16 protein-coding genes are annotated in these 26,266 nt (G+C 58.0%); 13 read left to right on the forward strand and 3 right to left on the reverse strand.

Going from position 1 to position 26,266, the window contains the following annotated elements; genetic code table 11:
* Positions 1 to 132: 132 nt before the first annotated feature.
* Positions 133 to 2,229, reverse strand: a complete 2,097-nt coding sequence (locus tag CPY64_RS05015; RefSeq protein ID WP_042487449.1) for a PhoX family protein — start codon at positions 2,227 to 2,229, stop codon at positions 133 to 135.
* A 503-nt stretch (positions 2,230 to 2,732) separates the two neighbouring features.
* Between CPY64_RS05015 and CPY64_RS05025 the strand changes: the two genes are divergently transcribed.
* From CPY64_RS05025 to CPY64_RS05080, 12 genes are all read left to right on the forward strand, one after another.
* Positions 2,733 to 4,214, forward strand: a complete 1,482-nt coding sequence (locus CPY64_RS05025) for an SrfA family protein (RefSeq protein WP_042487443.1) — start codon at positions 2,733 to 2,735, stop codon at positions 4,212 to 4,214.
* Between the two features lie 16 nt (positions 4,215 to 4,230).
* Positions 4,231 to 7,449: a virulence factor SrfB gene (locus tag CPY64_RS05030; protein ID WP_042487437.1), complete on the forward strand. Its 3,219-nt coding sequence runs from the start codon at positions 4,231 to 4,233 to the stop codon at positions 7,447 to 7,449.
* Between the two features lie 5 nt (positions 7,450 to 7,454).
* Positions 7,455 to 10,025, forward strand: coding sequence for a virulence factor SrfC family protein (locus CPY64_RS05035; protein WP_042487711.1), 2,571 nt, complete (start codon positions 7,455 to 7,457; stop codon positions 10,023 to 10,025).
* Positions 10,022 to 11,071 carry a hypothetical protein gene (locus CPY64_RS05040; protein ID WP_052363003.1) on the forward strand — a complete coding sequence of 350 codons (1,050 nt, stop codon included), beginning with the start codon at positions 10,022 to 10,024 and terminating at the stop codon, positions 11,069 to 11,071. Before CPY64_RS05035 ends, CPY64_RS05040 begins: the two co-directional genes overlap by 4 nt.
* On the forward strand, positions 11,068 to 13,062 hold the full coding sequence (locus tag CPY64_RS05045; protein WP_096917376.1) for a vWA domain-containing protein: 1,995 nt from the start codon (positions 11,068 to 11,070) through the stop codon (positions 13,060 to 13,062). Before CPY64_RS05040 ends, CPY64_RS05045 begins: the two co-directional genes overlap by 4 nt.
* 1 nt (position 13,063) lies before the next feature.
* Positions 13,064 to 13,777, forward strand: a complete 714-nt coding sequence (locus CPY64_RS05050) for an ABC transporter ATP-binding protein (protein WP_042487435.1) — start codon at positions 13,064 to 13,066, stop codon at positions 13,775 to 13,777.
* Positions 13,768 to 14,976, forward strand: a complete 1,209-nt coding sequence (locus tag CPY64_RS05055) for an ABC transporter permease (RefSeq protein ID WP_042487432.1) — start codon at positions 13,768 to 13,770, stop codon at positions 14,974 to 14,976. Before CPY64_RS05050 ends, CPY64_RS05055 begins: the two co-directional genes overlap by 10 nt.
* The gene (locus CPY64_RS05060; RefSeq protein ID WP_042487431.1) at positions 14,966 to 16,522 is read left to right on the forward strand and encodes a formylglycine-generating enzyme family protein; all 1,557 of its coding nucleotides are present in this window, start codon (positions 14,966 to 14,968) and stop codon (positions 16,520 to 16,522) included. The genes CPY64_RS05055 and CPY64_RS05060 overlap by 11 nt, the downstream gene beginning before the upstream one ends.
* A 47-nt stretch (positions 16,523 to 16,569) precedes the next feature.
* A complete protein-coding gene (locus CPY64_RS05065) occupies positions 16,570 to 17,301 on the forward strand; it encodes a hypothetical protein (protein ID WP_042487429.1) in 732 nt (243 codons plus the stop codon).
* Between the two features lie 10 nt (positions 17,302 to 17,311).
* On the forward strand, positions 17,312 to 17,818 hold the full coding sequence (locus CPY64_RS05070) for a hypothetical protein (RefSeq protein ID WP_042487427.1): 507 nt from the start codon (positions 17,312 to 17,314) through the stop codon (positions 17,816 to 17,818).
* 6 nt (positions 17,819 to 17,824) lie between these two features.
* The gene (locus tag CPY64_RS05075) at positions 17,825 to 19,417 is read left to right on the forward strand and encodes a vWA domain-containing protein (RefSeq protein WP_052363002.1); all 1,593 of its coding nucleotides are present in this window, start codon (positions 17,825 to 17,827) and stop codon (positions 19,415 to 19,417) included.
* A 287-nt stretch (positions 19,418 to 19,704) separates the two neighbouring features.
* Positions 19,705 to 21,021 carry a DUF445 domain-containing protein gene (locus tag CPY64_RS05080; protein WP_042487423.1) on the forward strand — a complete coding sequence of 439 codons (1,317 nt, stop codon included), beginning with the start codon at positions 19,705 to 19,707 and terminating at the stop codon, positions 21,019 to 21,021.
* Between the two features lie 169 nt (positions 21,022 to 21,190).
* On the opposite strand, the gene CPY64_RS05085 is transcribed toward CPY64_RS05080, so the two are convergent.
* Positions 21,191 to 22,846 (reverse strand): methyl-accepting chemotaxis protein, encoded by a 1,656-nt coding sequence (locus CPY64_RS05085; RefSeq protein ID WP_042487420.1) that lies wholly within the window; start codon positions 22,844 to 22,846, stop codon positions 21,191 to 21,193.
* 285 nt (positions 22,847 to 23,131) lie between these two features.
* Complete coding sequence (locus CPY64_RS05090) at positions 23,132 to 24,862, reverse strand: methyl-accepting chemotaxis protein (RefSeq protein WP_042487417.1); 1,731 nt, start codon at positions 24,860 to 24,862, stop codon at positions 23,132 to 23,134.
* A gap of 404 nt (positions 24,863 to 25,266) precedes the next feature.
* Between CPY64_RS05090 and CPY64_RS05095 the strand changes: the two genes are divergently transcribed.
* Positions 25,267 to 26,211, forward strand: coding sequence for an NUDIX hydrolase (locus CPY64_RS05095; RefSeq protein ID WP_035269142.1), 945 nt, complete (start codon positions 25,267 to 25,269; stop codon positions 26,209 to 26,211).
* Positions 26,212 to 26,266 lie beyond the last annotated feature (55 nt).

The raw sequence follows: 26,266 nt of genomic DNA on the forward strand, positions 1-26,266 counted from the left end.
CCTCTTGGCAAGAACGCTTTGAAGCGGTGTTGAGTGCAAGACGTTCCAGCGGTAGCTGGGGACCGTCTATTGACGGCCCCGATCTTCAAAAGCTGAGTCAGGCGGATTCAAACCGCGAAGCCGCCCTTGCGTTTACACAGCAATAGGCTTGCCATCCGCACGCTGTATCACTACGGTCGAAGAACGCGGGCGTACCGTATTCATGCTGACCACGGTGGCGTCATGCGTATCGTAGGCCGGCCAGTTCACCGGGTGCTGAATGTTCAGGAACAGGCTGGTGTGGTCCGGCGTCATGGTAAAGCCCGTAATTTCGGCTTCGTTCGGGCCTACAAAGAAGCGACGCAGATCGGACTGGTTGCTGGCGTTGATGGCCGGGCCGGTGCCCGAGCTGTCTGCCAGGGCGCCGGGGATAACGGCCAGCATCTGGTCGTTGGTGGCGCGGGCAACATTGTTTTTGCGTCCGCCATCAATGCCGTTGTCGGTCTGAATCCACAGAATGCCTCGGCTGTCGAAGCCCAGACCGTCAGGGCTGGCCAACTGGTTCAGATCGGTCAGGCCGGAGCGGTTGGTATCTGCGTCCGCACCCGAATCCGAGCCGAATACGAAGATATCCCACTGGAACTTGTTCGAACCGGGTTCGTCATGCCAGCGAATAACGTGACCGTTGACGTTGTTCAGACGCGGGTTCGCGGCGTTGGTGCCGGACGATGCGTTGCGGCTGGTGTTGTTGGTCAGCGTCAGGTAGATGTCGCCGTTGCTGGGGTGGGTGGCGGTCCACTCGGGGCGATCCATCGGGGTGGCACCCACAAAGTCCGCTGCGCCACGGGTGTTGATCAGGATTTCTTCCAGGGTTTTGAACTTGTCGGACAAGGTGCCGCCATCCTTGCCTTTGGTGGAACCCGTCAGTGCCAGCCATTCGCCCGAACCGTCTTCATTAAAGCGGGCAACATACAAGGTTCCCTTGTCCAGATACTTGGCGCCCACGGCCAGGCGGTCGGTGCGCTGGGCATCTTTCGGGTCCCAGGCGGCATCGGATACAAAGCGGTAAACGTATTCAAAGCGCGAGTCGTCGCCGCTGTAGAAAGCCAGGGGTTTGCCGGCTTCAGGTTTGCTGTAGGCACAGCCTTCGTGAGCAAAGCGGCCCATGGAGGTGCGCTTGGTGGCGATGCTGCTGGGGTCGTAGGGGTCGATCTCGACCAGGTAACCAAAGCCGTTGACTTCATTGCGCCAGTCTTCTGTTGCACTGGCACCGGTTTCCGTCACGTTAAAGCGAGCAAATTCGCCCAGTACTTCCGAAGGGTCTTGGGCGGCGGTTTCCCACTTGTAGCGGCCAGTCGGGCCAGCCGATACGCCCACACGCTGCTGGTGGGCCGGACGATTGCCGGTGTTCACAAAGCAGGCCGCCCAGTTCTCTTCAGCGGTGATGTAGGTGCCCCAGGGTGTGGTGCCGTTACCGCAGTTATTGTTGGTACCACGCACTTGCGTGCCGTTGGGCGAGAAGGGGGTCTTGACCCAGTCCGTGCCGCCAATAGGGCCAGCCAGTTTCATGGCAGTGGCAGAGGTAAAGCGACGGTTGTAGCGCGAGTTCTGAACGATGTCCCAACGGCCATTGCTACGGCGAATATGGATGATGGCGACACCGTGGGCGTTGATTTCCTTGCGTACTTCTTCAGCCGGGCGCTTGCCATTGACCACGGTCGGGCCATTGGGGTGCAGGGCTTTTTCATCAATGTATTCGTGGTTGACGGCCAGCAGGCCCTCGGTAGAGCTGCCTTCCAGGGGGAAGAAGTGCATGCCGTCATGGTGCATGCCCATGGAATTGAGCAGGTCGTTGGAGCTGTTATTGCCGTTCTTGTCCCAGGGCAGGGCATTGTCATTGATCGGCGTACCCCAAGGGGCCAGCACATGGGCAATGTAGCCGGGAGGCACGACACAGCCGTCGGTCATGGAAGTGGGCAGGGATTCAAAACCCAGTTTGACGCTTGCTGGTGGTTCCGGATCAGGGCCGGGGCCGGGGTTCGGGTTCTCGCCGCCACCGTTACCAGTGGAATTGCCACCCGTGCTGCCGCTATCACAGCCTGCCAGACCAAAGCTGGTCATGGTGGCCAATGCAGCCGCCAGGCCACCGCGCATCACGGCACGGCGTGACATGCTTTTTTCCAGAATTTCACTAAAAGGGGTGTTCTGACTGACGTTACGTACAGTCTTGTCGGAGATATGTTTGCTCATAGTGATCAATAGCGCCAAGGCTGAGTTGTGGGGGTAGCGCTCATGCTAGTGGCTCAACGTGAAAGGTCTATGACAAGGAGCTGAATGTTCGGGATGGTGGCTTTTTGTTGGCTTGCCCGGGTGGAGGGGAAACGAAGGGGCAAGCGGGCAGGGTCTGGCGCTGGTTTTTGGCGATGCTGGTTTGTTCGCCGGATCAGGCTGGAATTGGACTTTTGTTTTAATTAAAAAAATCAGTGCCTTGGCTATTGGGCGAATATCGATTTTGTTTCATGTACAGAGTTGTACACTTTTTTTGTTTTTTGCCGTAACTCTGTTTGAGTATTTCCCTATCTATTTAGAACACAAGGACTAAAGCGACCTTGAGTTCTTTTTGGTGTTCAGGAATCTTTAAGGTTCAAAGCCCGTTTTTTTTCATGGTGTACGCCCCATGAATGGGCCTTTTTCAGAGGCTTTGATACTTCCTATTTGTTGTACTATGTTTCTTTTTTTTCTTCGGGAACTCAATGAAGCAAGGGGTTTTACTGCGCAGTGGCCGTGCCGATGCTTTCATGGCTTTAGGTGAGGGCGGTCGACCGGTATTTCGCTCCGCTTTACAGTTGCGAGAAGCCTTGCGCCGTCGGGCGGGCAACTTTGCCGACCATCTGGCGATTCCGCAAAGCAATGAAACGGGTTCCACGCTGGATTGGTACAGCCCGGTCTCTGGCCAGGTCGTACCCTGGACCGCCGCTACCGAGCAAGAACGCGAAGAAGGCTTGAAGCAATTAAGTGCTTTTCAGGCCCGGTTGAACGAGATGACCCCAAGCATGGATGCCGAAGAGCAAGAGGCTTTGGGCGACAAGGCCTTGTTCTCCAGCTTGCTGCGCCGCGTGCTTTATTTCCCGGACGATAACTTTGTGTATCTGGTCAATGGCAAGCCCGTGTTGACCTTCTGGGGTTTTCTGCATCACGGTGCAGATCAGAATCAGGACCCCTTGCTGCCTTTGATGCCCGCGCCTAAAGCCGCGCCTGTCGTGGCTCCACCTGTGGTGCCGCCCGTCGAGCCCGTGGTGGCCCCTGTCGTGGCCCCGGTTGCTGCCAGTTGGTGGTCCCGCTGGTGGTGGCGTTTGCTGGCTTTGCTCTTGCTGCTGGCCTTGCTCTTGTTTGGTTTGCGTTGGTGCACCACGCCGGTTGTGCCCGATACCCCTTTGGGTTCCTTCACTTCCAGCGTAGGCAGCTACTTGCCCGAGAAAGTCCGTAATTGGCTGGGCTGGTCCTTGCCTAAACTGGATGCTGGCGCCTTGCTACCGAATGGTCGTGTGGATGCGACAGGCCTTGTCCCCACGGGCACCGTTCCGGTGGTTCCAGGCGCCACAGGTGCTGGCACCGCTCCCGGTGTTGAAGCACCAGGGGCTGCCGCTCCGGGAGCGGAGGCTCCTGCCGCAGCGGGTGCTCCGGATGCGGGGCAGGCTCCTGATGCCACGCCGCCTACACCGACAGCCGAACCCGGCGCAAACGCCAATCCTCAGCCGCCTGAATTGCCTCAAGACCCGGCAAGCCCGCCTGCTGATCCTGCCGCGCCCCCAACACCGGATGCCAACCCAGCTGCTCCGGCCACGCCTGCTGCCCCTGCCGGTTCCTTGGTGGTGCCGCCTGATGCCTTGCAGTCCGGCAAGATGGATTTTCTGAATGGCCAGTGGGCTGCCCGCATGGGTGTGCAAGACAGCCAAACCGGCAAACCCGTGCAACTGCAATATCAGTTGAAAGACGGTGCAGGCAATGTGCAGATCAAGCGTGGCGACGGCGTTCAGTGTGAAGCTCCCGTGTCTGCGTCGTCTGAGCAGGGTCGCTTGATTTTGAATGCCAATTCCGCCGCAAAGTGCACGGACAATGCCGCTTACGATATGCCCAAGATTGTGTGCGACCCCGGCGCAGCGGGCGCAGCTGCCCAATGTGCGGGCATGTACGGCTCCAATGCCTTTCCTTTGATCTTGCAGCAATCCGAATGATGAGTGCTTGAATCTTATGTTGCCTGAATTACTCAAACACGATGGCTTGGTTACTTTGATTGAAAACACCGGAGTCCAGTTCATGGACTTCGGTTTTGACATCAACGCTCCCACTTTGGGCAGCAAGAAGCTGGGCACCTTGAACCACTCTTTCTTCAGCACGAACGGCCAGAATTGGCGTTTCCTGTTTGAAGGCTTGCAGTTTGGCCAGGAACAAACCCTGTTCCATCAGCCAGAAGGCGAGGTCGGGGTGTACCAGGGCGGCGGCCGCAATGATCAGGAATGCGATGTCTCTTTGAGCCGCACCCTGGATCTGTTCGATGGCCTGTGGCTGCCCGTGCCCTATGTGCGCTTTGTGGCACCGCATCGCTTTGATCATGGCCCGGCCAGCTGGAGCCGTCTGCGCGTCGTGCGTCTGGAAACGCCCGATCGCGACGGCAATACACACCGTATTACGGTTGCCTGCGATACCAGCGTGGTGGACCTGACCGAGGGTGCGGCCTACCTGGCCCCCTTGCGTGAAGACATCAATGCCGGGGCCTTGTTCCGCATTGCCTGCGACAGCGCCCATATGGACTGGTTCCTGAACCGCGACTGGGTGCAGGAATGGTTGCTGGAAGTCTATAAAGACAACGTCAACAAAACGCGCAATATTGACTTTGGCGAAGACGTGAACGCCTTGCGTTCGGCTCAGCTGCATTTCCTGAATCTGCTCAGCCTGTTTGCGCCGCCGCATGAGTGCGTGGATGGTCGTTCCGAAGCCTGGGTGCGCCTGCCGGACATCAAGGTGCTGGCTGCCAACTGGCAAAGCGAACAGGTCATTCCTGTGGACTTGGTGCTGGACGTGGGGAACTCGCGCACTTGCGGGATTCTGATTGAAAACCACGGTCAGGACGACTCCGGCTTGCGGCAGAACTATGTGCTGCAACTGCGGGACTTGTCGCATCCGCATCAGGTGTACAGCAAGCCCTTTGAAAGTCGCGTGGAGTTTGCGCAGACGGACTTTGGCAAGAACCACTTGTCCCTGAAAAGCGGACGCCCCACCGCCTTCTCCTGGCCCACTTTAGTGCGTGTCGGGGATGAGGCCGCGCGTCTGGCTGCCCGCCGTCGCGGCACCGAGGGCACGACCGGGCTGTCCAGCCCCAAGCGCTACTTGTGGGACGAAAACGAATACAAGCACGGCTGGCGTTTCAGCCAGCAGTACGACCGCTCCGATGCAGAGCCGCGTGCCCTGGCGGCACCGTTCTCCCTGCATATCGACGAGCGTGGCGAAGCCCTGTACACCCTGGACGAAGACGACCGTCTGCCGGTGTTCGAGCCTTTCTATTCGCGCAGCTCGGTCATGACTTTCATGCTGACTGAGGTGCTGGCCCAGGCGCTGCTGCAAATCAACAGCCCGGCCCAGCGGGTACGCCAAGGTCACTCCAACAAGCCTCGCCGCTTGAGCAATATTGTCCTGACCGTGCCGCCCGGCATGCCTTTGGTAGAACGCAGCTTGCTGGCTGAACGTCTGCGTCAGGCCATTGGTCTGTTGTGGACCAGCATGGACTGGTATCAAGGCGAAGAAGACCCTTATGGTCTGGAGCCTTCTGAATCGGGCCGCATGCCGGAGAACCTGCGCGTGCCTCTGCCCGAGTTCCGGGTGGAATGGGACGAGGCTACCAGCTCTCAACTGGTCTACCTGTTTACCGAAATTACCCAGAACTTCGCTGGCCATGCTGACGAGTTCTTTGATGCGGTTGCCGCTCCCTACAAGGAAGATCGGGAAACGCTGACGCTGGGCATTATTGATATTGGCGGCGGTACCACCGATATCGTGATCAGTGACTACACCTTGCGTCGCCCGGCAGGGGCGGGCGGTGGCAGCAACCTGACCATCTCGCCCAAACAGCGTTTCCGTGACAGCTTCCGCGTGGCCGGTGATGACATCTTGCTGGACGTCATCCAGCGCTATGTGCTGCCCGCCTTTGAAGATGCCTTGAGCCATGCCGGTGTGGAAGACACGGATGTGTTCCTGTCGCGTCTGTGCGGCAATGAAAAAGCCGATGCCGATAAAGCCGTCTTGCGTCAGCAACTGGCCTTGCAGGTCTTTGTACCGCTGGGCCTGGAGTTCCTGAAACGCTACGAAGCCTACGATCCGCATGAAGACCCGCGCGCCGTCCAGTCCTTGCCGTGGGGCGAGCTGCTGGAGTTCGAGCACCTGCAGGGCGATCAGGCCAATGCACCGTTGTCACACGCGTCGGCAGGCTCGGCCGATGCCTTGCCACGGGTCTCCAGCAAGGTGGTTCAGTACGTGCTGGACGAGTTGCACAAGCATGCCGGTCAGCGCGTCGATCTGGAATTGGCCAAGGTTGAACAGCCTTTTGATCTGGCCCATTTGCACCAGGGTCTGGTCAGCGGTTCTCTGAACATCAACGATCCCTTGCGCGCCTTCTGCGAAGTGCTGAATTACTACGATTGCGACATTGTGCTGATGGCCGGACGTCCTTCGCGTCTGCCGGGTGTACAAGCCTATGTGCGCTCGCAAATGCCGGTATCGCCTACGCGCTTGCTACCTTTGCACAATTACCGCACGGGCAGCTGGTATCCCTTCCATACCAATGGTCGGATCGACGATCCCAAGAGCACGGCCTCGGTTGGCGCCATGCTGTGCCTGCTTTGCTACAACATGAATATTGACCAGTTCAATTTCAAAGTATCGAATCTGCGCCCGCGCTCCACCCTGCGTCACATCGGGATTATTGACTCCAATAATCAGATCAAGGATCAGGACATCGTCTACAAGGACGTGCTCCAGATGGACCCCGATACCCGCGAGGAAATGGTGACGCTGGAAAGCGTCAGCAGCGAAGACTCCGACGGTTATCACCTGCTCATGCAGGGCAGCTATCTGCGTCTGGGTTATCGGCAACTGGATGTAGAGCGCTGGCCCGCCTCGCCCTTGTATTACCTGCACCTGAACGAGAAGGTGCGTCGCCAGATGGCCGATGCGCCTGACGACGATGGCCAACTGCCATCCATGGAAGTGACCTTGATGGTGGACAAGACGTCCCAAGGTGGGCAAGGACGCCGTTTGATCAGCGATCGTCTGAAGATCAAGAACTCGGCACCCCGGGACTTCAAACTGAGTGGCGTGTCCAAAGGGGCCGTCCGTATCCAGCTCAACACCATGCTGGAAGCAGGCCTGGGTGATTCTCCATATTGGCTCGATAGCGGGAGCGTAGTGCTCAAATGATGGACATGACGACCTTACAGCAGGATTTGTGCCAGGACTGGCAGAACGTATACCAAGGTGCCGGACAGGCCATTGACTGGGTGATGCAGGCTCGCGCCTCGTCGCAGCGCCTGAACGCGCAGGCCGATAGCCTGGTGCTGGAACTGCGCCGTGCCCGCAATACCGCCCGTAGTCTGGGCGTGGTGTCAGGCCGCCCCATGACGATTGGTTTCTTTGGCCTGTCGCAGGCGGGCAAGTCTTACCTGATTTCCAGTCTTGCCGCCGGTGGCAATGGCCGTCTGGAAACCAATTACGGCGGGGAAACCATCGACTTCCTGCGCCATGTGAACCCGCCAGGGGGCGGTAAGGAAGCCACGGGTCTGGTGACGCGCTTTAGCCGCAATGCCACCGCAGGCCCGGATGCCTATCCCGTCGAACTGCAGATTTTCTCTGAAGTCGATATGGTGAAAATCCTGGTCAATAGTTACTTCAATGACTTTGACAAGGAACAGATCGGCTACACCTTTGCCGCAGACCGCATCAAGGCCTTGATCGAATCGCTCAAGAGCCGTGCCGGTGCAAACGATGCAGGCTTGAGCGCTGATGATGCCGTGTCCCTGTGGGATTACGTGCGCAGCAGCTTTGGCAATACCACTCGCTTGCTGGACAGCACCTATTGGCCGGAGGTTATCAATCTGGCCCCTGCCTTGCGTCTGGAAGACCGGGCACAGCTGTTCTCCATCTTGTGGGGCGAGCAGGCTGAGCTGAGCGAGCTTTATATCGGCCTGGCTAAAGTGCTGCAGGCTCTGGGGCATCCCAGCAAGGTTTACGCACCACTGACGGCGCTGATTCGTCGCGAAGGCGATGGCTTTGTGCAGCAAGACAGCATCATGAACGTGGACGTGCTCGAATCGTTGGGCAGTGCCACCGAGAAAAGCCTGAGCGTGTTGCCTGTGCGCGAGCAGGACGGCCAGCCCGTCGTTGCCGCCCAAGCGGTCGAAGTGCCTTTGGCTCATCTGGCAGCGTTGACGGTGGAGCTGACTTTCCCCCTGATTGGTGAAACCCAAGGCGGCGGCGTGGACAAGGTTGATCTGCTGGACTTCCCCGGTTACCGGGGTCGCCTGAATATTCGCTCCGTGCAGGATGCCGGTGCCGCTTCGGAAAGCAGCGGTGGCAACCCCGCTTCGCAACTGATTCTGCGCGGCAAGGTGGCTTATCTGTTTGAGCGCTATACCGATCAGCAGGAAATGAACGGCCTGGTCATGTGCACCGCTTCGGACAAGCAAAGCGATGTGAAAGATGTAGAGCCCGTGCTGACGCGCTGGGTCCATCGCACTCAGGGTGCCACGCCGCAGGAACGCCAGAACCGTAAAGTGGGTCTGATGTGGGCCATCACCATGTTCGACAAACGTATCGGCGCCTCCCTGATTCAGGACGATGCCCAGGTGCGCGACAGCTGGGACGGCTTGATGAAGATGAGCTTCAAAGAGCGTTTCGGCCACTGCGAATGGTTGCAGCAATGGCGTCCGGATCAGCCCTTCTCCAACACCTTCCTGGTGCGCAAGCCCGGTATGCCCACCCCCTTTATTGATCTGGACACCGAAAGCCGGGAGCTATCCATTACGGCATCCGTGGCCGAGAAAATGGGGCGCATGCGTGGCAGCTTTATCGAAAACCCGCTACTGGCACAGCAATTAAGTGATCCGGCCGAAGCCTGGGACGCCATGCTGGCTTTGAATGATGGCGGCATGCAGCGTTTGCGTGCGTATGTGGCCCAGATTGGTGGTCTGGACTTCAAACTGATGCGCTTGCAGGAACAGTTCCGTAGCTTGCATGACAGCCTGGTCAAGAAGTCCCTGCATTCCTGGTACAGCCAGGACGGCGACCAGCAATCGGTGGTCAAGGAAGCCTTGGCCAAACAGTTCCGGCAGGAACTGCCTGCTTACCGCGCCATTGTGGGTGAGCTGCTGGCTGCGCTGCACCTGCCACAAGATACCTTGCGTGATCTGTTCCTGAGCCTGGGCTCCAGCAAATCCGAACCGGACGAGCCGGGCGTTCTGACGCAAGAGCAGCCCTTCGAGCAGCAGTACGCCGATCTGGTGTACCGCAGTTGGGTCAGTCAGTTGCGCGAGCTGCCCGCCGGCCGTACCAATCAGAACGTGCTGCGCATGCCGGTGGATTTGCTCTCCAGTCTGGTTGAAGAGCTGATTGTGGCCTCGGACCGTTGGGCCTTGCGCGACAAGTTGCTGGCTGTGCTGACCAAGCGCCGTCAAAGCGGCGTGCGTCGCGAGCGTCTGGCCGATCGCCAGGTCTGCAATGTGGCCATGACGATCAGCGAGTTTGTGACCTGGTTCTACCTGAAAGGCGGCAGCGACGACTTCTTCAAGAGCCCCAAAGCCTTTGGCCAGGATGGCATGCCGGCTTTGCCGGCAGAGCCCCAGGACCACGGCGCGATTTTCTTTGAACAATGGCTGGCCGCTTTGGCACACACCACTTTGCATAACGCCGGTTATGAAGGTGGCCGTGAACTGAGCCTGGAGCAGAACCAGGCCTTGGGACGCATTCTGGAACGATTTACCGATAAGAGCGTGGCATGAAATTAAGATTTAGTTTGCAGGCTTTGGAGCCCGCGGTCCCTGGCCGTGCTCGTCTGTATGTGCGTAATGCAGATAAGGATGATGTTCTGGAGTTGGCTGAATATGCGATCGCCATTCAGCGCAGTCAGGACAGCTATTACTTGCACTTGGCACAAAGCTGGGATGCGTCCTTGCGCTGGTTGCCGCAACAAGGCTGGACCGAGCATGAAGAGGGTATTGCCGTTCTGCTGAACGCTGACATTGTGGATTCGCTGCTGGCCAATGCCAGCGATGCGTATCAAATCACTTTGGCGGAGGCCAACGGCGAAGAGCTGGGCCGCAGCCCGCTGAAGCTGGACAAGGGCATCTTGCCCTCCACAGCCGGTGGTAATGCCCAGGCCATGGAGCTGACCATGCCTGTGGCCGCCGTACCCGAAACGCCTGCTCCGGAGCCGGTTGTTGAAACACCTCCGGTGGTGGAAACGGTGGCTCCTCCACCGCCAGAACCCGTCAAGGAAGAAACACCTGCGCCCAAGGTAGAGACGACTGCTCCTGTTGCGCCTCCTGCCAAGAAAGGCGGTATGGGCAAATGGATTGTCTTGCTTGTTCTGTTGTTGATTGTGGCAGGGGCAGCAGGTTACTGGTTCTACAGCCAATCTGCCAAGGACGACAGCCCGGCCGCCCCCGATGCGCCAGAGTCCAGGCCTGCGGTCGTGGAAACAGACAACTGCACCATGGACAAGCTGGCAGACCGTCCTGGCCTGCAATTTGTGCAAGAGTGCGTCAAGGAAAGCAAAACCTCCGAACAATGGCTGGCCGTGATTGAGGAAGCCAAAAAGGCGGAACAGTGTGACGTGGCCCAGCGCTTGTACGTGAACAAGGCACAGTCCGGTGATGTGAAAATCGCCATGGCTTACGCCCGTGAATACGATCCCAAGGATCACCAGGCCAATGCCTGCTTTAGCAAGCCCAATCCCGCTACGGCTGCGTACTGGTACGAAACCGTCTTGCTGTCCGAGCCTGATAACGCGCAAGCCAAGGCCCGCTTCCAGGAGTTGAGTCAATGATGATACGTCCCCTTGTTCGATTCAGTTTGCTTGGTGCTCTCCTATTGGGCGCAAGCCAGGCACAGGCCGCGGCTCCCTTGCTGCAAGAGGGCAAGAAGACGCTGTATCAACGTGTTCTGACCACGCCGTCCTGCCGTCTGTTTTCTTCGGAAACGGATCAGCAGGGCAAGCCGGTGCCTGCGTTCAGCCGCTTTTATATTTACCAGCGCAAAGAGCAGGGCGGGGCAGAGCGCGTGCAAGTTGGCCCGGATAGCCAGGGCAAGACCGTAGGCTGGCTGGACAAGGCCTGCACGGTGGACTGGAAAATGCAGTTGACCCTGGCCTTCACCAACCCGGCCAACCGCGATCGCATGCTGTTTTTCAAGGATCGCGCCTTGCTGGAAAAAGTGCTGGACACGCCAGACCCGGCCACCTTGGTGGCCCCTATGCGTCAGGCTTTGCGTAAAGACGCGCAAACAGAGGGCGTATTGGCGCAAGAGCCCGAGTACTTTGTGGATGTGCAGGAACAGTTCTACCTCTTGCCCGTCTTGAGCGGCGAAGAAGTCATGACTGAAAACGGCTTTCGTACCCGTTTGCTGAATGTGGCGTCCGTCACCAAGCACACGGCAGACCAGAAAGAGCCGGAAGCCGCCAAGCAAGAGCCTGAGCAGGCTCAGGATCAGGATACCGCCCAACGTACGTCCCAGATCAAGGGCTTTAGTGCGGCCGTGGTCTTTGTGATTGACTCCACCATCTCCATGGACCCGTACATTGATCGCACTCGCGAGGCCGTGCGCAAGGTCTATGCCAAGGTGGAAGAGCAGGGCTTGTCCGAACAGGTCAAGTTTGGCCTGATCGCGTTTCGCTCCAATATGGAAGCCGCGCCGGGCATCGAGTATTTGACGCATGTGTATGCGGACCCCAATACCGTGACCAGCAGCGAAGACTTCCTCTCCAAAGTGTCGGGCTTGAAGCAAGCCAAGGTCTCTACCGTTGCTTACGACGAAGATGCTTACGCGGGCGTGCTGGAAGCCTTGGACAAGGTGAACTGGAACAATTTTGGCGCGCGTTATGTGGTGCTGATTACGGATGCCGGGGCGCTGGAAGGCAATAACAAGTACTCCTCGACCGGACTGGATGCACCGCAACTGCGCATCGAAGCCGCCAAGCCCGGTGTGGCGATCTACACCCTGCATTTGAAGACACCATCGGGCAAGAACAACCACGCCAAGGCCGAAGACCAGTACCGCGAGCTATCCACTTACGGTGGCACACAAACTTCGCTGTACTACCCGGTCAATGCCGGTGACGTGAACCAGTTTGGCAAGATGGTCGATAACCTGGCGACCGCACTGACCGAGCAGGTCAAAGTGGCCTACCAGGGTGGGGATGCGATTGGCAGTGCAGCGCGTGCCCAGGAGACCGGCGACACCACCACCGACCAGATGCTGACCGACGCCGAGTTGATCGGCCATGCCATGCGCCTGGCTTATTTGGGCAAAACCACGGGCACCACCGCGCCTGAAGTGTTCCATGCCTGGATCAGCGACCGTGATCTGGTGCGCCAGAACATCCCGACAACCGATGTGCGTGTCCTGCTGACCAAAGCTCAGTTGAGTGACTTGAGCGATGTGGTCAAACAGATTCTGGATGCAGCCAACGAAGGCATGATCTCGCCTACCGATATGTTCAACCGCTTGCGTTCCGTGGCAGCGGCCATGGGGGCGGACCCCAGCACCCTGAAACAGGAAAAGGGCACCAAGCTGGCCGAACTGGGCCTGATGAGCGAGTACCTGGAAGACCTGCCTTACCAGAGCGCGGTACTGACCTTGGATGAAGATACCTGGACCAGTTGGGATGCCTTGAGCCAGGAAAAATTCATTCGTGACCTGAGCACCAAGCTGCGCTACTACGAGCGCTATAACGCCGATGCGGATCGCTGGGTGTCGCTGGCTGAAGGCGCCGATGCACGTGATGACGTTTATCCCGTGCCTTTGGAGATGATGCCCTGACATGCTCCGCATTCAGCAGCTAGAGGTCTCCCGGGGGCACGGCCCCCACGCTTTTCGTGTGCAACTGCCCGAGCTTGCTCTGGACGCGGGGCAGATTGTGGCCGTGACCGGCGTGAGCGGTTGCGGCAAAAGCACCTTGCTGGAAACCTTGGGGCTGCTCTTGCGACCCACTCAGGCCCAGGTCTTTACCTTGGGTAAAGAGGCCAAGGACATCAAGGCCTTGTACGCCAGCGGGCGCGAGTCTGAACTGGCTCAATGGCGGGCCAGAAACCTGGGCTTTGTGTTGCAAAACGGCGGCTTGCTGCCGTATTTGTCAGTCTGGGAAAACATGGTTTTGCCGCGCCGCTTGCTGGGCTTGCCGGTTAAGGCGGACCATCTGGACGCGGCCATCGCTACCCTGAAACTGGAGCGGCTGCTGAATCTGTATCCTTCAGCCTTGTCGATTGGGGAACGACAGCGCGTGGCCTTTTCTCGCGCCATTGCACATGCTCCCGGTCTGGTGCTGGCCGATGAGCCTACTGCCGCTCTGGACCCCGAGACGGCTCACAATGTGTTCCAGCTGTTTTTCAGTCTGGCCAAGGAGCTGGATCTGGCGGTCTTGCTGGTCTCGCACGATTGGGACAGCCTGAGCCAGTTCGCTATTCCGCGCTTGCAAGCCAAGCTGGAACCGGGCTTGAGCATCTTTGTCCCCGAGGTTGCCGCCCCATGTTTGTAAACGTCTTTCGTCTGGCCTGGGCCGACTTGCGTTTTGACTGGCGCATCTCTTTTTGCATGGTGGCGGCCATGGTAGCCGTGGTGGCTCCCTTGTTGCTGCTCTTTGGCTTGAAGCACGGTGTGGTCACCCAGTTGCAGCAGGAGTTGCTGCAAGATCCACGCAACCTGGAAGTGAAGATGTTGAGCAGCGGCAGCTTTGACCAGGCCTGGCTGAACAAGCTGCGTCAAATGCCCGGCGTGGGCTATGCCATTGGCATGACACGCTCCTTGAATACCCAGGCAGATTTGCGTCTGGACCGACGCCGTTTTCTGGAAAACGTCGAAGTACTGGCCAGCGCACAGGGCGATCCCTTGCTGCAGAATCAGGCCCGTGACTTGTCTCCCCATGAAATCATCCTGACTCAGGAAGCCGCCCGTCGCTTGAACTGGACAGCGGGCGAGTCCGTGTATTTGCGCCTGAGCCGCCGTCTGGACGGACAGCTGGAGCAGGGCAATAAAGCCATGACCGTGGTGGATGTGCTGGCGGAACACCGCTATTCGCGTCCCGCCGTGTTCGTGGCCCCTGAAACCTTGCTGGCTCTGGAATACGCCCGCGATGGTTTTCAAATCCCCGATTTTTCCCTGCTGACCGGCAAGCCTTTGGCCGCCGATATGCCCGTGCTCTACGCCCGCGCCCGTGTCTATGCCAGCACGATTGATCAGGTTGGCGAGGTGGCAAAAGGACTGGAGCAGCAAGGCATTCCGGTCGCCAGCCGCTACGCCGATATTGAAAATGTGCGCGCCATTAACCGCGTGCTGAGCCTGATCTTTGGTGTGATTGCCCTGACCGCCATCGTGGGTTGCGCGGCCTCTTTGGGCGGGGCATTTTTGGCGAACGTGGACCGCAAGCGCAAAGATCTGGCGGTCCTGCGTTTGCTGGGTATTGATAGCGGCGGCGTCATCCGCTACGTGCTGATTCAGGCCATTTTGTTAAGTCTGATCGCCTATGCCTTGGGACTGGGCCTGTATGGCCTGGGCAGTACCTTATTCAATCAACTACTGGTAGGAGATGGCCTGCAGACGGACTTCGTGTGTCGCATTACCGTGGCCCATGCCCTGTACGCCTTACTGATGGTGGCGGGTCTGGCGTGTGTGGTGGCGGCAATCGGAGCCTGGCGAGCCGTTCGTGTTCAACCTGCGGAGAGTTTGCGTGAAATTTAATCCTTTGTTCAGTGCGGCCAGCTTGTTGCTGGGTGTCAGCGCTGTGGCGCAGGCAGCGCCCTGGGACGAGAAGTATTACAACCCCAAACCAGCTGAGGGCGATGTGGTTCTGCCCATGCCTTGCGAAGGTGCCATGGTGTTTCGCCGTGTGGCCGTGCCCGTGGCCGGTCCTTTGGACGATATGCGTGTGGTGGTGGGGCAGGAAGCCGAGGAGTGGGGCTATATCGAACACAAGCGCCCCGAGTTCATTGCAGGCAGCTTTACCGATAGCAAGGCTGGTTCCTCGCGCTATTACCTGATGGCCAAGTACGAGCTGAACAAATTGCAGTATCAGGCCATGACGGAAGCCATTTGCCCGACACCCAAGAACACCCTGGTGGTGCCGCAGACCGACATCAGCTGGATGGACGCAGTGCATTTCTCCGACCTGTACAACCAGTGGCTGCGCGAGAACGCGGCCGACAAACTGCCCAAGGAAGATGGTTTGGCTGGTTTTGTACGTCTGCCTACGGAAATTGAGTGGGAATATGCGGCGCGCGGTGGTTCGGCCTTGTCCTCGGCCGAGTTCCGTGACGTGCGTTACCCCATGCCCGAAGGCATGAATGAGTACGAGTGGTATGCCGGTGCGCAGTCCTCCAACGGAGCTGTGCAATTGATGGGGCGGCTCAAGCCCAATCCGCTGGGCCTGCATGACATGCTGGGCAATGTGGACGAGATCATTCTGGAGTCCTTCCGCCTGAACAAGCTGGATCGTCAGCACGGGCAAGCCGGCGGCTTTGTGGTGCGTGGCGGCAATTTCCTGTCCAAGCCTGAAGCACTGCGTTCTTCGGCTCGTAAAGAGCTGGCTTACTACGGCCCCAAAGGGCCCACACAAGCGAAAACAACCGGGATGCGGCTGGCCCTGGTGTCGATTGCCCTGACTTCGCGCGAGCGTGTGCAGGCTATTGAAAAGAGTTGGCAAGCTCTGGGCACCGAGCAAGGCACGGTGAACCCGAATGAGCCAGCCGAGGAGTCCGCGGTGCAGCGCCTGGGCTCCTTGGCCAGTACGCTGGAAGACGACAAGCTCAAAGCCCAGTTAAAGCAATTGGAAGGGGATTTGCGAGCGGCCAATCTGCGTCAGGAAGAGATGCGTGATCAGGCCATTCGCGCCAATCTGGAGCTGGGCTCGTTCCTGTGCACCAAGCTGAAAGACGATGTGCTCTTCGTAGAATTGCTGCACCGAAATTACGATGCCTTGTGCGAAGCCGATACGGATGACAAACAATGCGCCAGCCGCAAATTGAAGTTGGATGAGCAGGAAGACCGTGTCGCCAAGCTGGCCCGTTATTATGCGAGCAATTTGATTGATGCCTCGTCCTTGTACGGGCTGAACTTGCTGGAAAAACAGGTGCCGGTAGAGCGCCAGATGATGGAACAGAACAAGAGCCTCAGTGCCTTGAAACCCTACCTGGAAGTGCATTGGAAAAATCAGAAGGATTATCTGAAAACAGATGCCATTGATATCAATGCCTGGAAAAACAGTTGTAAATCCGTGCCCAACTCGTAAATCACGAGTCAATAAAAACAGACGTACTTCAATTGGAAGAGGAAGTTATGCAACACGTGCGCCGTTTTACCCCTAGAACTTTGCTGGGCAGCCTGATGCTGGGCGTGGCTTTGCTCTCGGGTTGTGCCAGTACTGGCAGTAGTTTGCTGGGCGGTACCCAGGCCGATGACCGTCTGACCAGTGGTCAGGATGCGAAATTCTTTAGCCGCTCGGGCTTTCAGGCGTGTGCCGGTGCCGCAGCGGTGGGCGTGCTGGCTTGCATGCTGTCCAATTCCAGCAATAAAGCGGCTTGCGCGATTATTGCGGGTGTGGCCGCTTGCGGGGTCGCCATGGGAACCAACTACTATCTGGACCAGCGTCGCACGGAATACGCCAATACCTCGGATCGTCTGGCCGCCATGCAGCGCGACGTAGAAGCCGATACGGCCAATATCATTGAGCGCACCAATACGGCTCAACAAGTGATTGCTGACGACAAGCGGCAGATTGCTGAAATCGAAAAGCACATGAAAGAAAAAACGATGGAGAAAAAACAGGCCGAGAAGCAATTGGCCCGTATCGATAAAAATATCGAAGTGCTCAATCGTGATCTGAAAAACATGAATGAAAAGGTCAGCCTGTACCGCGATGTAGCCGAGGCTGAGCGCAAGGACGGTGGCAAGAAGTCCGAAGTCCAGCGCCTGGACCGTCAGATTGACCAGATGAATGTAAAAGTGGCCGTGCTGCAAAAAGAAGTAGACGACCTGTATTCCATGCGTTCCGCCGTTACTTTGGGTTAAAGAGCTTCTTATGCGAGTATTTCTGCGTTGGACCCCCTTGGCTGCCAGCCTCTTGCTGGCCGGTTGTGCCACCACCATGAGCGAATGCGACCCCTCTGATCAGGACGCCGGCTTTTTCACCAAAATCAGTTGCGACACTTCGGGCGCGTATCGCCAGCATATTGATGCGCGCGAACAGGGCTTGTTGAGCGCACAGGAAGCCAATGCGCTGTTTCATCAGGTCTACAAGGATATTCAGACCCAGCAAAGTCTGAGCAAAGCCAGTCTGGCCCAGCAGCGTCAGGCCCAGACGGCCCTGAACCGTTCCATGGGGCAGTTGGTGCGCAGCTTGCAGGCCAGCAAAGGCAAGGAAGCCGGTTTGCAGAACCAGCTCAAGGACCTGGATAAGGGCCTGAAAGATGTGAACCGCTCTACCGAAGACAATAGCCCGGCCGCGATCGCTCAGAAGCAGCAGCAATTGCAGAAGCTGCAAAAAGACGTCAGTCGCCTGCAGTCCAGTTTGGGTTACGACGAGTAAAAGCCTATGCAGCGCGTCATTCTTGATTCGGTTGGACCATCCTCGGCGTATCAGCAGCATCAGCATGCGCTCAATGTGCTGAAACGCCAGGATGAACCCTTAACGCATCTGTTTTCCACCTATCAGGCTGATGGTTCCGACACCACGGCCTGGTGGACGGGCATGCAGGGGCAGGCCGTGCCCAAAAACAGCTTGTCTGCGGCACAGCAACAGGCTCTGGATGCGCGTTACCAGCAATCGCTGGACCGGATCGAGGTTCTGAGCCGCCAACTGCAAGAGCAGGGGGCGACGCAGGACGCGCAAGCGCTGCAAGCCTTGCTGAAAGATGTGTCGGCCAAAGGGGCGGTTTACAGCGTAGGCGGCAAGCCTTTGCTGGTCATGAGCGAGAACCCGGCGCTGTCGCCCGAGCCCTTGTTCGAGTCCTATCAGAAGCGGGTGGCACCGCCACCGCCTGTGCCACCTGTGGTGCCTGCGGCAGCAGCCGTAGGGGCAGGGGCTGCTGCGACGACGGCGGCCACCTCCAAAGCTCGTCCGTGGCTGTGGTTCTTGTTGGCCGCTTTGCTGGCTTTATTGCTGGCGCTGTTCTTGTCGTGGTGGTTCAAGTGGCCTCCGGGCTGGTGGGACAAGGAGGTGGTGCCAGTAGAGCCGCCCGCCGTGATCACGCCTGATCCTGTGGTGGAAGAGCCTGTTGTCCCTCCAGCGCCACCACCTGAAGAGCCGGTGGTGCCTGTTCCTGAACCGGAACCCGAGCCAATTAAAGTAGAGCCCGTGCCCGAGCCCGTGGTGGAAGAGCCGCCTGCGCCTCCTCCTGCACCGGAGCCGCCGCCCAAGCCCGAGCCACCACCGAAACCCAAGCCTGAACCCAAACCCAAGCCGGGCCCCAAGGTGTCGTCTGATCCTAACTTTGTGTGTGCTCAGGATGAAAAAGGTGAAGTGCTCAAGCCCGAGGTCTACATCATTTTTGATTCCTCCATGTCCATGTTGCTGAGCGTCGATGCCAAGATCCAGGACGAGGAGTGGTTCTTCAGTCAGGATCTGGACGATATGGGCTCCTGGAGTGATTACGCGACCCAACGTGCTCAAACCTTGTTCCGGGGTACGTCGCGTATCGATGCGGCGCGCAGTGCGTTCTCCAGCATGGTGGACAGTTTGCCGGCCGGACAAGATCTGCACTTGGTGACCTTTGCGCAGCAGTGTGCCGCGCCCAATTACCAGGGCCGCTTTACGACTGCACAGCGTGGACGCTTGAAGAACCTGATCCAGAATATCGAGGCCAAGGACAGTACCAACCTGGTGCAGTCCCTGAATCTGGCTGCCAGCCGGGTGGATGGGGTGAATCGGGATGCCTTGATCGTCTTGTTCGTGGATGGAAATGATGGTTGCGATCAGGATATTTGTGCCGTGTCGCGCAGCATTGCGCGTGCCAAGCCACGTTTGCGCATTAACGTGGTGGATATCACCGGGCAAGGTTTGTCGGCTTGCGCGGCAACGGCAACCGGCGGGGTCACGCTGGCTCCCAAGCAGTCTGGTCAGATTGCCAAAGCCCTGCGCGATGCCACAACGGACTTTGTAAAGCGCGCCGAGCAAGCCTGCAAATAAACACATAGCTTGTTGATGTGCCGTGATCAGCCTGGGTTCGCCCAGGCTGATTCGTTTCTGGACAGGCAGAAAAAGACAGGGTCACAATAAGGGCCTGATGACTATGTGTGAACTTGCCAAGAGGGCTGAGGTCTGGTTCTGTCCGCATTGACCGTAAGTGATGCCAAGTTCGCGATGAGATTTCTGTGACAGAACGGGTGGTCTGAGGCTTGGAATCGTTTTCCCCGAGACTTGGCTCCGCACTATTCAATACCGCTTTTGCGCTGAACTACGCATAGACTGTGGAAATGTCTACATCATCCTCTCGCCCTGACTCGCCCGAACGCCGCCTGCGTCGCATGAAGCGCAGCGCCTTGGCTTTGCTGGTGCTGACTATCTGCCTGTTCCTGCTAAGCCACGCCATGATGCGGCAGGGCGAGGCGGCTCCTATCGCCGGATTCTGGCCCTGGCTGCGTGCCTTTAGCGAGGCCGCCACCGTCGGTGCGTTGGCAGACTGGTTTGCCGTCGTGGCCTTGTTCCGCCACCCGTTGGGCCTGCCGTTTCCACATACTGCGATTATTCCCAACAAGAAAAACAGCCTGGGTGAAAGCCTGGGCGTCTTTGTACGCGACCACTTTCTGGACTCCGCCATGTTGCTGGAAAAGCTGCGCAGCCTGGACCCGGCCGCGCGTCTGGGGCAGTGGCTGTCGCAACCCGAGCAAAGCGAACGTGTCAGCCGTGCCTTGCAAACCGCCATGGGCGAGGCCCTGCGTTTGCTGGACGAACGCAGCGTCAAACAAGCGCTGACCGATGGCGTACGTGGCTACTTGATGCGGGTGGACATGGCCAGTTCCAGTTCCCAGATTCTGGGGCTGCTGACGCGCAATGCCCGCCACCAGCGCCTGCTGGATGAAGTCTTGCAGCAATTGGGTGGCTATCTGTCCAACGAGGCGGTCAAGCAGCGTGTGGCCGATGTATTGGTGCGCTACGCCCAGCGTGAATGGCCCAAGCTCCTGGCCATGGTCGGGGTGGTCACGTCGGTAGACGAGCTATCCGGCAAGATGGCGGACCGCCTGGCGCGCGCTTTGGTGGACGAAGTGCAAGCCATTTTGAGCGAGCCCGAGCACCCCTTGCGCAAGGATTACGAGCAATGGGTACACGAGTATATTCAGCGCCTGGGCCAGGACCCGGACTTGATGGAGCAGGTAGAAGCCATCAAGCAGCGCTTTTTGCACCATAAAGATGTGGGTGAATACATTGATGGCGTCTGGACGGATGTGATGCGCGTTGTGCGTAATGATCTGGCCAAAGAGGATTCTTCTGTCGCGGCTCATCTGCGTCAGGTAGCACAGGACCTGGGTACACGCTTGAATACGGATGCAACGTTGCGAGACACCCTGAATGAACACATGCTGTCCGCAGCGGCAGGATTGGCCGAGCAATTGCGTGAAGGAGCCAAAGACCATATCTCGCGCACCGTGCGTCAATGGGATGACAGGCAACTGGTGCGCGAGCTGGAACTGACAGTAGGCACGGATCTGCAATACATACGCTTTAACGGCACGGTGGTGGGCGGCTTGGTTGGCGTAGGCCTGCACGCGATCTTGTTATTGGGGCTGGTCTGAGAGACATGAGCAGACCGGCGTTATGCGTGCGTACCAGCCGTAGCTTGCAAACGTCGAAACGTAGCGGGCATTTATTGTAGGACCCAGGTGAGCGCACGGCCTTTGTGTAGCCAGGTATCTGGGAGGGTGGGAGCAGCGAGGCCTTGTGTTTTTGCCGACATGCTTTTAATCAGGCAACTTTCAGCAAGGGCACAGGCTCCTCGGTGGCATCGGGGTCGGGGACATAAGTAGATCGGTTCGCCATGCCGGTATTCAGCAATTGAATCGACAGTTTCAACTCCAAAGCCTGACGACTGAGTTCGTGGACGGTCTCCCCCAGGCTGCGGGCCAGATCGGCGTTGTCGTTGGTGTCGTTGTCCATGGTGGAGACAGCATCGTTAATCTGCGCCAAACCGCTGGCTTGCTCGTTGGAGGCCGTGGAGATTTCGCTGATCAGATGCGTCACGTCCGAGACAGATTGCATGATCTCGTCCATGGTGGAGCCGGCCCGCTTGGCATGATGGGCGCCGGTTGCCATGCGTTTCAGGGAGTCTTCCACCAGGTGCTTGATTTCCCCGGCGGCCTGCGCACTTTTCTGCGCCAGACTGCGTACCTCTCCGGCCACCACCGCAAAACCTTTGCCAGCCTCACCGGCGCGGGCTGATTCCACAGCGGCGTTCAGCGCCAGAATATTCGTCTGAAACGCCAAGCCTTCAATAATCGACACAATATCGCCAATGCGCTCGGAGCTATTGTGGATGTCCTGCATGGTGCTGACCATGTCCTGGACCACTTCGCCCCCACGCCTTGCGGTAGACAGGCTTTGGTCGGCCAACTGATTCGCCAGCCTGGCATTGTCCGCAGTCTGCTGCACATTCATGGTCAACTGCTCCATATTCGCGGCCGTGCGCTGCAAGGAGCCGGATTGGGCGGCGGTGCGGTGGGATAGCTGGCGGTTGCCGTCCTCAATCTGTGTGGATACATCCAGAGAAGCCTGAATACCCTGATGCACATCGCGAGCAAGGCTCAGCAGGCTCTTGCGCATCATGTCCATGTAGAAATACAGCTGTGCAATTTCCTGGCTGCGGGTGTGTTGCGGGTTCAGGTCGATCAGCAAATTGCCCGTCGCGATTTGCTGGGCGATATGGGTGGCGCTGTGCAGGGGCTGCATCATGCGCTGGGTCACGATCCAGCCGTAGGCCAGAGTGGCCAGACTGACCACGCCCAGGGACGCCAGCCCGGCTGTCAGATAAGTGCCGGATGCGCCGCTGCCCAGTAACAAGCCGGCGCTTAGCGTCACCAGGCCGCCTGTCAGAATCCCGAAGCGCAGCAAGCTGGCGCGCAGGCTGCGGTTCAAGGGCTGGAGCAGGGTGTTCAGGGCAGAGCGCCAGCCTCTGGCTTGCAGCTGGCCTTCATGCAGACGAAAGCCGCGCAATCCTTGTTGCTGGATGGAGTGGTACAGATATTCTGCTTCCTTGATTTCTTTAGGCTGGGCGCGTACCCGTACCGAGGCATAGCCGCTGACGCGGCCGTTTTCGATTAAAGGGATGACGCGGGCCTTCACCCAGTAAAAGCCGCCGTCTTTGCGGCGGTTCTTGATCAGCCCCGACCAGGATCGTTGTTGCTTGAGGGTCTGCCATAAATCCTGAAAAATCACGGCCGGCATGTGTGGGTGACGCACGATATTGTGGGGTGCCCCGATCAGCTCTTCATGGCTGTAGCCGCTAACCTCGATAAAGGCCGGATTGGCGTAAATGATGCGCCCCTTCAGGTCTGTTTTGGAGATTAAATAGGTTTTTTCGGGTACCTGTGTTTCATGAGAGGTAATGGCTTGGTTTTCACGCATGATCTGGCCCTGTTAAAGACGTAGGCGGGAAAGGACAGATTATTATGTTGCATATTGACTCAATTTTGTTACTTGGTATTTGTATTGGAGTCTAAATGTGTCAATGTGATGACGGCCCAAAACCAGGTTTGAAGAGGGCTTTTCTTGTCTGCTACTGCGTTGATTTTATTATTGATTATTGTTTTTTGTTTTCCGGTATACAAAAGAGATCCCGGATTTTTTGTTTTGTCTAGCTGTCAGTTGTGTCAGGCTCGGCGATGGGGCAGCCGAGCCTGATTTTATGGTTTAGCGGCGAATCGCTTCCAGGCGGGCATTGGCTGTTTTTGCACTTTGCGCCTGAAAGGGCTGCGCGTTCTGGTAGGACAGTACTTGCATGGTTGGAGCCTTGCTGAGCTGGGCCAAAGCAGGAGCGCTTTGGACGGATTCGGCAGAGCCTGTATTCAAGGCCTTGATCGCATCGGCCAGTTCGGATGCTTCCGTGGCCAGATCGCTCATGGTGTTGCCCAGATCTTGCACCAGGGCCGCGTTTTGTTGGGTGACCCCATCCATCTTGGCCATGGCTTCGTTGATCTGATCCAGACCGCTGGCTTGCTCGATCGAGGCGGTCGAGATCTCGCCAATAATATCGGTGACGCGTTTAACTGAATCCACCACCTCGCCCATGGTGTCGCCTGCGCGCGCGGCCTGTTCTGCACCGACCGCCATGCGGCTGACCGAAGCATCAATCAGGTTCTTGATCTCGCCTGCAGCTTGCGAGCTCTTCTGAGCCAGACTGCGCACTTCACCAGCCACCACCGCAAAGCCCCGACCCGCTTCACCGGCGCGGGCCGATTCCACTGCCGCGTTCAGCGCCAGAATATTGGTCTGGAAAGCAATGCCCTCAATCACGGTGACGATGTCGCCAATACGGCGCGAGCTGTCGTGGATGCCTTGCATGGTCTGCACCACTTCATTGACCACCTCGCCACCACGTTGAGCAATCTGCATGCTGGCATCGGCCAACTGGCTGGCCTGATTGGCGTTGTCGGCGTTCTGGCGCACGGTGACCGTCAGCTCTTCCATGCTGGCAGCAGTTTCCTGCAAGGACGCGGCCTGGTCCTCGGTACGCGAGGCCAGATTGGTATTGTTCACTTCCAGAATGCGAGCGGCATGGATAGAGGCGTCGATCCCGGCACGGGCGTCACTGGCAATGCCTACAAGACTCTTGCGCATCAAATCCAGGCAGAAGTAGAGCTGGCCAATCTCCGAATTGCTCTCGCTGGAATGCAGATCAATTTCCAGCTGCAGGTTGCCGGTAGCGATTTGCTGGGCGATCAGGGAGGCCTGGTCCAGAGGGCGAATCACGCGCTGGGCAATCAGCCAGCCGTAGCCCATCATCACGGCACTGGCCAGACACAGACCACCCGTCAGCCACAGGCCCGAACCTTGGGGAACACCCCCCGTCAGCGCAAAGTACAGGGCGGTGCCGGTCGTGGCCAGCGCCAGGGCACCCATACGGAACAGGCTGGCACGCAAGGAATTGCTGAAAGGACGGCGCAACTGGCTCAAGGCCTTGCGCCAGCCGGTGGGCACGGCACGGCCTTCATGCAGGCGCACACCCTTGGCGCGACCTTCATTGATGGCGGTGTACAGGCTTTCGGCCTCGTCGATCTGTTCCTGGCTGGGTTTGACACGCACCGAGGCATAACCGGCTACGGTGCCATTTTCGTAAATGGGTACTGCCATGGCGTAGACCCAGTAAAAGCCACCGTCCTTGCGGCGGTTCTTGACCACGCCCATCCAGGGGCGTTTGTTTTGCAAGGTGTCCCAGAAGTCCTGGAAGGCCTCGGGCGGCATGTCGGGGTGACGGACCAGATTATGGGCCTTGCCAACCAGCTCCTCACGGGTAAAGCCGCTGATCGCGATAAAGGCTGCATTCGCGTAGGTGATCCGACCTTTCAGGTCAGTTTTTGAAATAAGGTACTGGTCGGCCCGGACACGAACCTCGTCCTGGGTAATGGGGAAATTCTTACGCATTCATCATCCTGGAGGAGAACAACAAAGGGGACGCGGGGGGCCGTCAAGCCCGCATGGGCCATGCAAAAAAGGGCATAGGCTTCTGTCTGTCCGTGTTCGACCTGAATTGTCAGAAACCTTCTATTTTTGCGAATGGCGGAGCAGAACAAAGCGTGAAACTGTTGACTGATCCGGCCTCTGACTGAGCGCTTGCGTGTCATTTATGGCAAACACATACAGTTCAAACGCTTAACGGCTATCAAACGAATTTCTTTAGGCTTAGATGTTCATGGGTGATAATTTGATCATCTGAAAATAATGTACCCACTGTATTTCCGGATAGCGCCCCTGCTGCCCGCCGGAGCAGGGCGGGCCTCGCTTATAATCCGCCAGACGCGCGCTGGCGCGATTCAGAAGGAGAATATGTGATCGATACGCAGGAACCTGTAGTCAGTGCTGAACTGGTGGCTGTTTTAGTAGCCGTTAGCGACGGCGAGCCCCGTGTCTTGACCACGGATGCCGGCCAAGCCTTGCCCGCCGGGCCGTTTCAGCACACGCACCGTTCTTTGCAAACGGGACTGCGCGATTGGGTAGAAACCCAAACCCATCACCCGGTGGGGTATGTGGAGCAGCTGTATACCTTTGCAGACAGGGATCGTTTTGACGCGCAGGGTACGCGTATTGTGTCGGTCAGCTATGTTGGGCTGACGCGTGAAGTGGGCCAGCCGGATGTGGCCCAGGTGATCTGGCAGGACTGCTACCGTTACTTCCCATGGGAAGACCGACGCGATGGCGCACCGGACATTATTCAGAAAACCATCGTGCCTGCCTTGCTGGACTGGTGCGAGCAGGACGAATCCTTGCGGGCCTTGCGCCGCCAGCGCGTCAATTACAGCTTTGGCCTGGAAGGAGCGATCTGGAACGAGGACTTTGTTTTGCAGCGTTACGAACTGCTGTATGAAGCGGGCTTGTTGCCCGAGTCCTGTCGCCGTCGCCAGCGTGAACAGCAAGAGCTGGGCAAGCATTACGAGCTGGGCCTGGGCATGCGCCATGATCACCGCCGTATTCTGGCCACTGGCCTGGCGCGTTTACGCGCCAAAATCAAATATCGCCCTGTGGTGTTTGAATTGATGCCGCCCGAGTTCACCTTGCTGCAATTGCAGCAGGCCGTGGAAGCCCTGGCAGGGCGGGGACTGCATAAACAGAACTTCCGCCGTTTGATCGAACAGCAAGCCCTGGTGGAGGAAACCGGCGCCATGAGTGTGGGTGGCTCAGGCCGACCCGCCAAGCTGTTTCGCTTCCGTGGGGACGTTTTGTTTGAGCGAGCCATCTCGGGCAGTAAATTGCCGCTGGCGAAACAAGCGCGTTAAAAAGCGGGCCTATGGCTTGACAGTGCTTATGCTCAGGAATAGCATAAATGCACCG

The organism is Alcaligenes faecalis, from assembly GCF_002443155.1.
Classification (GTDB): Bacteria; Pseudomonadota; Gammaproteobacteria; order Burkholderiales; family Burkholderiaceae_B; genus Alcaligenes; species Alcaligenes faecalis.